Source organism: Synechococcus sp. MIT S9504 (genome assembly GCF_047497135.1).
Classification (GTDB): domain Bacteria; phylum Cyanobacteriota; class Cyanobacteriia; order PCC-6307; family Cyanobiaceae; genus Synechococcus_C.
The window spans coordinates 882,846-894,733 of record NZ_CP138942.1 but is presented as its reverse complement, the minus strand read 5'-3'; the positions used below and the strand labels follow the sequence as shown (position 1 = coordinate 894,733).

5 protein-coding genes are annotated in these 11,888 nt (G+C 52.9%); all 5 read left to right on the top strand.

Going from position 1 to position 11,888, the window contains the following annotated elements; genetic code table 11:
* Window positions 1-62 precede the first annotated feature (62 nt).
* The 5 genes from SIB58_RS05235 (at window position 63) to SIB58_RS05215 (ending at window position 11,885) form a co-directional block, all read left to right on the top strand.
* A complete protein-coding gene (locus SIB58_RS05235) occupies window positions 63-2,012 on the top strand; it encodes an FAD-binding protein (RefSeq protein WP_414494709.1) in 1,950 nt (649 codons plus the stop codon).
* A gap of 592 nt (window positions 2,013-2,604) precedes the next feature.
* Window positions 2,605-3,324, top strand: a complete 720-nt coding sequence (locus SIB58_RS05230) for a phosphatase PAP2 family protein (protein ID WP_067326664.1) — start codon at window positions 2,605-2,607, stop codon at window positions 3,322-3,324.
* A 784-nt stretch (window positions 3,325-4,108) separates the two neighbouring features.
* Window positions 4,109-5,101 (top strand): DUF1214 domain-containing protein, encoded by a 993-nt coding sequence (locus SIB58_RS05225; protein WP_066909808.1) that lies wholly within the window; start codon window positions 4,109-4,111, stop codon window positions 5,099-5,101.
* Window positions 5,102-6,569: 1,468 nt separating this feature from the next.
* On the top strand, window positions 6,570-10,070 hold the full coding sequence (locus SIB58_RS05220) for a DUF1996 domain-containing protein (RefSeq protein WP_197461158.1): 3,501 nt from the start codon (window positions 6,570-6,572) through the stop codon (window positions 10,068-10,070).
* 702 nt (window positions 10,071-10,772) lie between these two features.
* On the top strand, window positions 10,773-11,885 hold the full coding sequence (locus SIB58_RS05215) for an S-(hydroxymethyl)glutathione dehydrogenase/class III alcohol dehydrogenase (protein WP_067326653.1): 1,113 nt from the start codon (window positions 10,773-10,775) through the stop codon (window positions 11,883-11,885).
* Window positions 11,886-11,888 lie beyond the last annotated feature (3 nt).

The window sequence follows — 11,888 nt, the reverse complement described above, 5'->3', positions numbered from 1 at the left end:
TCAGGGACAAGCCCTTGAAATTGATTTCGAGATTTGGGAGCTATTCGAGATTTAGGAGCCAATTGGCAGCAGCGGCCACCAAGGCCAGCGCTGTTCAGCAGGTTGGATGCTGTCTGCAGCCACTCAGCTCGATTTCCTACCCACGATTCTGCCCAGGGGTCATCCCATGCAGCGGCCGCTTTGAAACAGACCAGAAGCAACCTCAACGATTCTTGGCTGACAACCTCGCCCTGCCTGCCAACACTGACGAAAGGAACGGATGCGATGGCGCGATGACGATTCCAGGGCGTTGGTCGCGACGGACACTGCTGCAGATTCTCGGAAGCACCATCGTCAGTGCCGGCCTAGGACATCTCATAGCCAAGGGGTCACGCGCCAGCATCTCCCCTGGTCATCAGTCCTGGGCTGCACTGGAAAAGCGGCTCCAAGGGAGTTTGCTGACGCCCGAGCTGCCCTGGGTCAACCCCACTGCATCGGTGCTGAAGAAGCTGCGAAATCCACTCTGGATCCAGGAACAACCGATGGGTCTGCAATCCACCGGCTGGCTGGGGGCCTGGCAGGCGGCAGCCAGTACACGTGTGATTGCAGCGGAATCAGCGAATGATTTGGCCGCCGGGGTGCGTTTTGCCAGGGAGCATCAGCTCCGCCTGGTGGTGAAAGGGGCTGGACACGACTACCTGGGGCGCAACTGCGCCCCAGATTCGCTGATGCTGTGGACCCGACCGATGCGTGGCATCGAGTTGCACGATGCATTTGTGCCCAAGGGAGCTCCCGTAGGGACGCCGAAAACGCAGGCGATCACGGTGCAGGCAGGGGTTCGCTGGCTGGAGGTGTATGAAGCTGCCACTGCAGCAGGCCGCTATGTGCAGGGGGGCGGCTGCACCAGCGTTGGCGCCTGCGGTGGCTTCATTCTCGGCAGTGGCTTCGGCAGTTTCTCCAAGCGCTTCGGCAGTGGCAGTGCCGGACTGCTGGAGGCTGAGGTGATCACCGCCGACGGCCAGATCCGACGGGTGAACAGCTACCAGGAACCGGAACTGTTCTTTGCGATACGGGGTGGGGGAGCCTGCAGCTTCGGCGTGCTCAGCGCGATCACGCTGTTGAGCCATCCCATACCCGATCGACTGGCATTGGTCACCGGTGGGGTGACGGCTTCCGATGACGCCGCTTACCGCAAGCTGATCGAAGCGGTTCTGCGCTTCTACCCAACCCACCTCGACAATCCCCACTGGGGCGAGCAGATCCGGTTCAATCCCGACAACAGCCTGGGCTTTCTACTCACCGCTTTGGATTTGCCAGATCAGCAGGTGCGCAGCAGCATGGATGCTCTGCTTGAGCCATTCCGGGCCCATCCCGATCGCTATTCGGTGCAGCCGGATTACACATTCCTGCCGTTCAATCAGCTATGGAATGCCGATACCTGGGAGCGGCTGAAGCCCGGGATGATCACCCGCGACACAGACCCGGAAGCACCAGAAGGGCGGTTCTGGTGGGAGGGCAACCAGGAGGAGGTGGGAGCCTTCTGGAACAGTTATGACTCGCTCTGGATTCCCGCCCAGGCACTGCGCGATCAACCGGAACGAGTCGCGGAGACCTTCTTTCAAGCATCACGCCACCGCAGCTTCAGCTTCCAGATCAACAAGGGGCTTTCCGGAGAAGCGCCGGAAGCCAGAGCCCGAGATCTACAGACAGCCCTGCACCCCGATTGCTACGGCGCCGCAGCGCTGGTGATCTGCGCTTCCAGTCAGCAATACCGCTACCCGGGGCTGGCTGGCCATGAACCAGATCGGCAGCAGGGGCAAAGAGAAGCCCGCAAGGTGCAGAAGGTCATGGCCATTCTTCGCCAGACTTTCCCCAAGGCAGGGACATACAGCAACGAAACCGACTACTTCCTCAAGGATGCGGGCCAGGATCAGTGGGGCCCTCACCTGTCGCGGTTGAAGACGATCAAACAGCGGGTGGATCCCTACAACCTGTTCCGGGTGCACAACGGCATCGGCAACCTCAATGGATGAATGGCACACAATCTTTGAACAATCGCCCTGCTTTGGAAGCAGAGCGAAACCGGAGGGGCCACAGATTCATCTGTTGTAGACGTGCGGGCAAGCCATTCGTCATTAGGGGAGTCAATGCAATCCGTAATGCCAATGACAACAAAAGAAGCGCTCGCAATTTACGTTAAGTAGTGCTGTTGAGTTCATACACGGTTAAGGTCAATATATTGAGCTGCCTTCGGCATAGCTGATCACTCGTCTTGCAACCAGCCGTCCAACAGCTCAACTGATCAGATCACTTCAAAGATGGGCACAAGCGAAGCTCGCTTCCCCACAATCAAGCCCCATTGCAAATAAAACAGAGACAATTCAGGGGCTACGCCTTCAAAACCACTGCAATCAACCACTCTTAAGTGGTAGAAGCAGCCAGGACGGCTTGATCACTTCGCGACTTGAGGAACCAGCGGCTGCGGATGTTGCGTTTCTCACCAGAGTGTCGTTTCGACCAGAAAACATAATGACTCTATAGAGGTCCAGTCTTCTTAGCGCTTCTTTATGACTGGTGGTCTTTTATAAGTTCTTTTTCCAGAATGATTGCAATTCAGTGATTGTCATGCGTTTCGCCTCAGCTCTTGCGATTCCTGTGGGTTTGGTTCTCTGGTCAGCTCCTGTTGCGGCAAATCCATCTGCTGGATTGGAGCTATCGGCCGATCGATATCGATCCATTCTTGGGCCTGTCCCTCAACCAGGCGGAAAAGTTGAACGTGATGACTTGGTGATTTTACGATGGAACCAACGCACCCGTTATCCAGAAGCTGTTATTCACTCCTGGAAGTTTCTGAACCGTTATGTTGGCACGTTTGACGCAGCCGTAGGTGGAAACATGGCAAAATCCGCTCCAAAACTGAGCAAAGGTTTGATGTCATTCCTGAAGATTATTGATACTGTCAAAAAAGAGCTGAAGAAGGGGCACCAGCGACCAAGGCCATTTATATCTCATGGTGATATCAAGCCCTGCTTGCCATTGCAGTCGAGCTTTTCTTTCCCGAGTGGACATTCCGCTTGGTATGCATCTACAGCACTACTACTTGCTGATCTAATGCCTGAACGGCATGAGCGCCTGATGCATGTTGGCCGTCAGGGTGGCTATGCCCGTGTCTATTGCGGATTGCATTATCCAAGTGACGTTCTTGCCGGTGAGCGGTTCGCCAAAGCGATCACAGCTGACATTATTGCATCTACTCAATGGCAATCTTTCCGCAAACAAGTCAAGCCTGAGGTTGTCAAACTTTTACAATCTCCACCTGCCGGATTGCCTTTATTAAGCAATTAAGTAAGCGTTCAACAATTCTTACTGAGTCAAAGAACTCATCTACAGCCAAAAGCATCACAATGTGAAATCAACTTTGGCAGCAAAATCTCTATACCGATTGCACATATCAGAGACTCGTCAGGAATGACTCTACCCAACTAGCTGCAAGTAGAAACTGCAGATTGGCAGCCGTGTCACTGCCGATCCTCAGATGGGACGCTGCTTACAACCAGGCCATTCAGGCTCACGCCCACGATCCTGCCTAAGGAGATTACGAGTCAGTAGCAGCTTTGAGGAAGGCCGGCCGTCAGCCTGGACACAAAAGACCTTGCGCTCTCACGGTTGGCGTTATTGCCCACAATGACGTCCAGGTAATCAATAAACCAGAGCCAATTCAGGGATCACTCCACTAAACCCACTTCCACTAGAGGATCCAGATTGGCAACAGCGGGCACCAGGGTGAGTGCTGATCCTCAGACTGAATGTTGCTTGCAGCCACTCAGTTCAGGTTGCGTGCCCACGATTCTGCCTAGAGGCGAACCATGCAGCGAAACTGCGCTCAAGGTTTGGTCTTCTGCAGAGATGCTCTCAATGGCATGACGAGGCCACCAACAACACCTCAAGCCAAAGGTGATCAAAGCCAAAAGAGAATTGAGGCGTCGATAACAAAGTCAGTGACATCAGTCGGATTGCTGCAAAAATCTCCCTTACAGGATCAACACCGCGTTCCCCCTTCAGAATTTCTGAGATGTCTCACCGCCTTCGTCGTTTCCTCTGTCTCCTGCCTCTGCTGACCTTGAGCCCAATGACAGCAGCACAGGAAACTGTCGAGTCCTACTTGAGGGAGTTTCCGAATCAGGAACAGGTCAAGATGATGAACACCTGGCTTGAGAAGAACGAGAAGGGCACTTTCAATTTCACCGGTTTGGTGGATCCCAGCGACACCACAGTGGTCACCCCACAAGCCACTGTCGACTACGGCTACAACTGGTTTTCGATCTCAGAGGGCCCGGCGATCCTGACGACGCCGACTTACGACAAATTCCTGTCGGTGTCAGTCTTCGATATGAAGCACAATGTGCCGGCTGTGATCACCAACCCAACCAAGCCGATCCTGCTCAAACGACCCAGCCAAGCGATGCCCGAGGGCGACTTTGAGGTGGTTGAGCTTGAAACGGATCAAGGTCTTGTGCTGACCAGGATGGTCGTTGTCGACAACCTGGACGCAGTCGTCGCCTCCCGTAGCCAATTCCAGATGCAGGGCGGCAAGGGAGACATGCAGCGTGAAGTCAAGCAATTCAGCCCAGAGACGGAAAAGAACGCTCAGGCCGTCATCGACACGGTGATCACCTATATCAACCCCGATGACGCCTTCGGTCGAGTCAGCGGAGACGTCAGCTTCCTCGACCTCGCAGCTGGGGTGAAGTTGGGCCAGCTAGGAACGCCTTCAGACACGGTCCGTTACGGCACCATCTTGGTCGATAACACCGGCGCACCGTTGCGCGGTGATGCCACGTATGTCGTGACTGTGCCTGCAGGGCTCTACAACCCGGGGGGATACTTCTCAGTGACCCTCTACGGAACTGATAACAAACTACTGATCCCGAACGATCTGAAGATCTACGACCGGACCACATTCTCCTCAGAGCCAAACCAAGACGGAACAACAACCATCACACTCAGTCCGGATGGAAGTGGAAAAAACGGAATTCCCACTGGCAAAGACTTTTATGGAGTCCTTCGTGCATACGTGCCAGCACCCGGTGCAATCATGAAAGTGAAGGTCGAGAAGCAGTAGCAAATCGCTGCCTTTTGGTGAATGCTGCCTCGGAATGATCTGATCTGGCTCAAGGCCACTGAATAATTGAAACAAGCTAAATCGATGAGAACCAGAGTGCGACGATTCTCCAGTGAAACCTTCGCCACGTTGACTCAAACTCCGCTCTTTGGCTGACTAAAGCATACGCCACTTGTCTTACAGGATTTAAGCTCTATGCGGCTACAGCTGTCTCGGAGCCATCATCAATTTTTCAAATGAGTCACAAGGCAACTGGTGATGCAGTTTTCATCATTCAAATCACATTCCGTGATGCAGACAAAATAATCTTCGAGCGCATCCCAGCGCTCTGTCATTGAGCGTTGAATGGATTCATTGTTCAATTCATACATGACTGTCTCCCACGTGTGTGATCTATAAGAGAGCCACACCAGGAAGTCAATTTATTTGTATCGAGGAATAAACTACCTAGGAATATTACCTCATGAGTAAATACCTGCCTTTAGTCATGCTGCAGGCAAGTCGGCAACCTCGCGTTTCACGTCGTCAACGGAACTCTCTTGCCAACAGAATCTGGCATTTATACGGATGGACAAAGCCAGCTCATCGATCTGGAGTATGGATAATTGCGTTAGATGAAATATGAAAACTGCCTTGAATTGCCCTCTGGCACTAGCCGCCCTGGACTCGCCCGCGTATCGCTTTGACGACGCCAACAGACATGGTGCCCTTACAGACATTGAACGTCAGTGGCTCTACTGGCGTGACTGCAGTCACAAAGTCGCGCAAAAAAGCCATGACTTCGAGGGGCAAACCATGTAAGCAATCAACGAGGCACAAAAGCGAGCCACGCCGTCTGTCCAGCAGGAAACACGACCTGCTTCTTGACGGCTTCTAGCGGAAGCTGCCTGGGCAGACAGAGGGAGGGGGCCCAGGCCCTTCATGACAGAGAACCCATCACTTGCCCAAACTCAAGCCCAGTTGCAGAAAAATCACAGACAACGCAGGGACCACTACACAGGCGCTCAGCATCAGAACAACCCATGGGCTTTGCTTGATCAGAAGCTGTTTTTTTATGCAGCAACGTCAACCGCTGATTCGCATGGCGATCAAGTCCCATCATGAGCACAATCAAATGCGTGTCGACTGATGAATGCTGAGGCTTGAATGAATTTGAATGATCCACCCTGCATGACTCTGAATAGAAAGTCAATCATTAGCGTCAAATATCAACAAATCAAGGAGATTTAGCCGTAGCCACAAGACAGCAGGCGACACGGGCAACATTCTAAATCCATCGACCATACGGTTGTATGGCGAATATCGTAATTGTCCTACTAATGACCAGTCAGATTTAGTTATACGTTTTGGAAACTGAGTCACAACTGATGGATTAGCTCGGCGCATCTTGAAAAGGATCATTCGTGGCATTCACCCACATCCCTTCATGATTGAAAACATTCTGATATGGCCAGATGATGACACTGTCATGCAGACCGGCATCGAAACAGGGATCTACGGCGAACTACCCGGCCGCGGGATTGGGGCTGTGGTTGAGGTGAGCATTCTCCACCTTGACTCCGGAAGGTACTGGCAACCGGAGGGCACGTTTGGCGAGGAGATGACTCACCAGGGTGTAGTCGTTGCTGATGATGGGCACTGGCGACTGCTGATGACGCCACCAACGAGTGGTGCTTATCGAATTGAGGTGTTGGAGACGTCCTCGGAAGGGGCTCTGCCTTTGGCAAGCACTGAGTTCACTGTCATTGGTGAAGATCTAATGAATGTCTTCGCTTCTGCTGCTGCAACGAATGCTGATCAGATCAATTCAGGTGGAGGGAATCCTGATAGAGCAACAACCCATGCAGCGGCTGAAGAGGCGACAACAGACAATTTTTCCAGCGCCGAAGCAGCAACCAGGCCGTTCTGGGAGGGTCGTCGCGGAATCGGGTTTTCAGTCGATTCACAAGGGCAATGGCTCAGTCAGGAGCGGTTGGAATCGGCGTTATACGAGGTCTCAGCTCTTGGCTTTGACACGATCCGCACCTGGGGCACTAACAACTACACCGGTCGAATCCTCGAGGCGATCGACCAGATGGATCTTGATTTGAAGGTACAGGCAGGGATCTATATCACCAATGAAAGTGATGCCGCGCAATTGATTAACCATGCTCTGGAGGTGATTCAACCCTATGAGCAGTACATTCTGGGATTCAGCCTTGGCAACGAACAGCTTGCTGACTGGAGTCCCAGTGAACTTAGAGTGAACGACGTTCGCGAGCAGGTTCAGGTCTTTCGTGACCGCAGTGATTTGCCGATCACCTATAACTTCGCAGGCGAAACATTACGACCAGACAGCAGTTTCTGGAATCAACAGGGCAATAAGCTTCTTCAGGAACTTGATTACGTCAATGTGCATTCCTATGCAGGATTTTTTGATAATCGCTCTAATCCTGAATGGACCCCACAGAAGCAAATGGAGGTTTTGAAAGCAGATGAATCTCTCTTTCGGTCTGCCCTCGACAGCCTTGGTCTTTTTGACACTCCATTGATCTTGGGTGAAACAGGGTGGCAAAGCGGCGGCTACGCAGATCAAGTCACAAACGCAACCAATCTCAAGACATATTTTCAGGAAGTCAGTGATTACATTGAAAGTGATAAGGCGATATTTGACAGCATGTTTTATTTCAACTTCAGCGATGAATCATGGAAAGGAACTGATGATGACTGGGGTTTATTCACTGAAGGGAATGAAGCTGGTCTTGGTGCTGCAAAGTTTGATGGAGTTGATGGTTCAAAGATCACACCAACGATCCACACCGAGGCAATCTCCAATCGTCGCCTGATCGCTGATTCAGGTACCGCCAGATTGTGGGTGGACGACGCCACCGGACAGGCCTTTGTCCAGAAAGGGAGTGATGAACCTCTGCTCATTCGTCGAAACGACAACTATTGGGTCGGTGATATTCCCCTGGTGCGGGATCAAGCTGAACTTGTTGGCGCAGCAGTGGATGCCATGGGCCGGATTCGCGTGCTCGATCGTGGACCCTGGGGTGATTTCAACTGGATACTGGACGACAGCGGCATGTTCACAGGTGAGCAGGGGCCTGCTGAAACCACCAACGAGAGCAATGAGCTCCTCTTTCAGCTGGATCTCAATCTGGATCAGATCATCGGCACAGCTGAAGAAGGAAATGGCGATGAACAACCTAATGGCGAGGACGCAGATGATTCGAACGACGCCACCAATCGTCGCTTGATCGCTGATTCAGGTACCGCCAGATTGTGGGTGGACGACGCCACCGGACAGGCCTTTGTCCAGAAAGGGAGTGATGAACCTCTGCTCATTCGTCGAAACGACAACTATTGGGTCGGTGATATTCCTCTGGTGCGGGATCAGGCTGAACTTGTTGGCGCAGCAGTGGATGCCATGGGCCGGATTCGTGTGCTCGATCGTGGACCCTGGGGTGATTTCAACTGGATACTGGACGACAGCGGCATATTCACAGGTGAGCAGGGGCCTGCTGAAACCACCAACGAGAGCAATGAGCTCCTCTTTCAGCTGGATCTCAATCTGGATCAGATCATCGGCACAGCTGAAGAAGGAAATGGCGACGAACAACCTAGTGGTGATGAACAACCTGCTGGCGAGGACGCAGACGCGTTTGAACTAACGGGCTTCTCCCAGGGAGAATTTGTCTCGAATATCGCTTTTAGCCACAGGGCCACGGCCGATCCGATCGTTGCGCCGGGGAATGCGCAATTCATGCATTCCCATGACTTCTTTGCCAATACCAGCACCGATGAGAACTCAACCGTTAGCTCTTTGCTGACAGCTGGCAGCGTGGCAGCACAACCAACCAACAATTTTTCCACTTACTGGACACCCAGCTTGATTAACGAAGGCACAGATGGGCTTGGGGGGGATTGGAGCTATGTCACACCCAAAGCCAGCTCAATCGCCTACTACAGCGTGCTTAAGCCCAATGATCCGAATCTTCTGGTCAATATGCCAACAGGATTGAAGATGATCACTGGATCAGCGAAACCCGATCAACGCCAATCCCGGGGTGAAGTGTTCTGGAATTACATCGGCGAATCAGCCTCCTATGACCACATTCCCCTCGGTGATGAGTGGCGTGATTTACCTCTTCAGGCTGTGATCATTTTTCCAGACCATTGGAACGGACATCAGCTTGACAGCAACGACCATAAAAGCCACCTCAACTATGGATCAGGTTCGGATGCGCATCCCTTGCTGATCCCTCAACTGCAATTGCAGATTCACTACGGCCGGATTGACAACACCCTGCACCTGGTGAGCTCTGATTACATGAATCTGCCTGAAGCCGGTAGCGAACTGGATCAGCGGCTTCTTCAAGCCAGTGACGTTGATCTCAGCTTCCGTAATGGAGAAGATGGATTCGCACCGGGTTGGAGCTTGCATGCCGACCATATTCATCTGCCATGGGAGGAAACCGCACCCAATGGTGAGCAGGTGGACGGGTTTGCACGGCGAGAAGAGGATGCGCTGCGACTGCCCTTGTTTGCAGGAACTGATGGTGATGCTGTACGACCGATCCCCACGGGAATCTCACAACCCTATTCAAGTGATCGGGCCATCCTCCCCATTCTGGGAACGCCTGGAGAGAACCGACTGATAGGCAGTGAAAGCTCTGATCGACTGGAAGCACTCGAGGGGGATGACTTTCTGATCGGCGGACCGGGGTCCGATCGACTCATCGGTGGTGATGGTGCTGATCACTTCATTCTTGAGGGGATCAGTGATTCAACCTGGGACAATCCGGATGAAATCATTGGATTTTCTGCTGACGATCGCCTGGATCTGAGTTCTCTCAGCCTGGAGACTGGCTCCATTCAGCTGGAGCAGCTGAATCCAAGCTCATGGATGCTTTCTGCAACTGGAACCGATCTTGCTGTTGAGATACGAACCGGGCAGATCGGATTTGAGCAAATTCTGTTGACCTGAACAGCAAAAAAATCACCTCGGGCTTTCTTTCCAGATTGATTCCATCTCTCAATAACACTGACGTCTTCACCCTGTTGATGTCAGTGTTTTTGAGCCAGAAACTCTCAATGACTCTTGAAGTCTGTTGTCAGTTCAGCAATGAAGTAACCGCCCTATACCTGTTTAACACACAGCACATCGCCCATGATCAGCTAGCCGTTATGACAATCAAAATGTGGCTATGTGGTGCTGATTACTGGCAGATTTTTCGTCAACACCGGCCAGCTGATTCAGCCTTAGACCTCAGGTTGGAGGCCCTCAGTTGAATCATGTCGCCCTTCATCACTGAAATAATGATCTCGAGATCGCGATTTGTGGAAGTAGCAGCCACAACTCGGTGCAATTTTTTCTGCTCAAAGTTCAGAGACGATTGAAACGAAAGAATTCCTCAAAAACCTAGCCAAGAGAGATGAACCAAAAAGACGACACCAAAAGCAGAACTGAAGACAACCCAAATCAGTCCGATCAGGGCTGATGCAACGTGTGCCTATTTCCTCAACAGTTGGGAGTATCAGGCTTGATCATCCGGAAAAAGACTCAAGATCTCTGGCCCAGTTGATCGATTTCAACACAGACGAAAATACCTTGATCAACGTCATTCCCCCTCACGGCAGCACAAGGCTGAGCTGAGGATCATGATGATGAGGTAATGAGCTGAAGCCCATGATTCGCTCCCGAGCTGCTGTGGCGTGGGCACCTGGCCAACCGCTTGACATCACCGAAATCGAGGTGGCGCCTCCAAAGCATGGTGAAGTGCTGCTGAAAATCGTGGCCACGGGGGTGTGTCACACAGACGCCTACACGCTGTCGGGTGCGGATCCGGAGGGACTGTTTCCTGCCGTGCTCGGCCATGAGGGCGGCGCTGTGGTGATCGAGGTTGGAGAAGGTGTGACATCCGTCGCAGCGGGAGATCACGTGATTCCGCTGTACACCCCGGAATGCCGAGAATGCAGTTACTGCCGCTCAGGGAAAACGAACCTCTGCCAGGCGATCCGAACCACCCAGGGCAAGGGTGTGATGCCCGACGGCAGCAGCCGCTTTTCACGAAAAGGGGAGATGATCCATCACTACATGGGCACGTCTACGTTCTCTGAATACACAGTGCTGCCGGAGATCGCTGTTGCCAAGATCAGCCAGGAGGCACCGCTTGAAAAGGTCTGCCTGCTGGGTTGCGGTGTCACCACAGGAATCGGCGCCGTTCACAACACGGCCAAAGTGGAGCAGGGAAGCTCAGTGGCCGTGTTCGGGCTTGGCGGCATCGGGCTGGCCGTGATCATCGGTGCCGTTCAGGCTGGTGCCGAACGGATCATCGGCGTTGACCTCAACCCAGACAAGTTCACCATCGCTCAGCAGCTGGGAGCGACCGAATGCATCAACCCGCGTGACTATGCAACACCAATCCAGGAGGTGCTCATCGACATCACCAATGGAGGTGTGGACTATTCCTTTGAATGCATCGGCAACGTCGACGTCATGCGTGCAGCCCTCGAGGCCTGTCACAAGGGCTGGGGAGAATCGACAATCATCGGCGTTGCGGGAGCAGGCCAGGAAATCAGCACGAGACCGTTTCAGCTGGTGACGGGTCGGGTCTGGCGTGGATCAGCTTTTGGAGGAGTGAAAGGACGAAGCCAGCTTCCTGGCTACGTCGAGAGTTTTCAGAAAGGGGACATTCCCCTGGACAGCTTCATCACGCACACCATGCAACTGGAGGACATCAACCGAGCCTTCGAGCTGATGCACCGCGGTGAAAGCATCCGGTCTGTCATTCATTTCTAAACG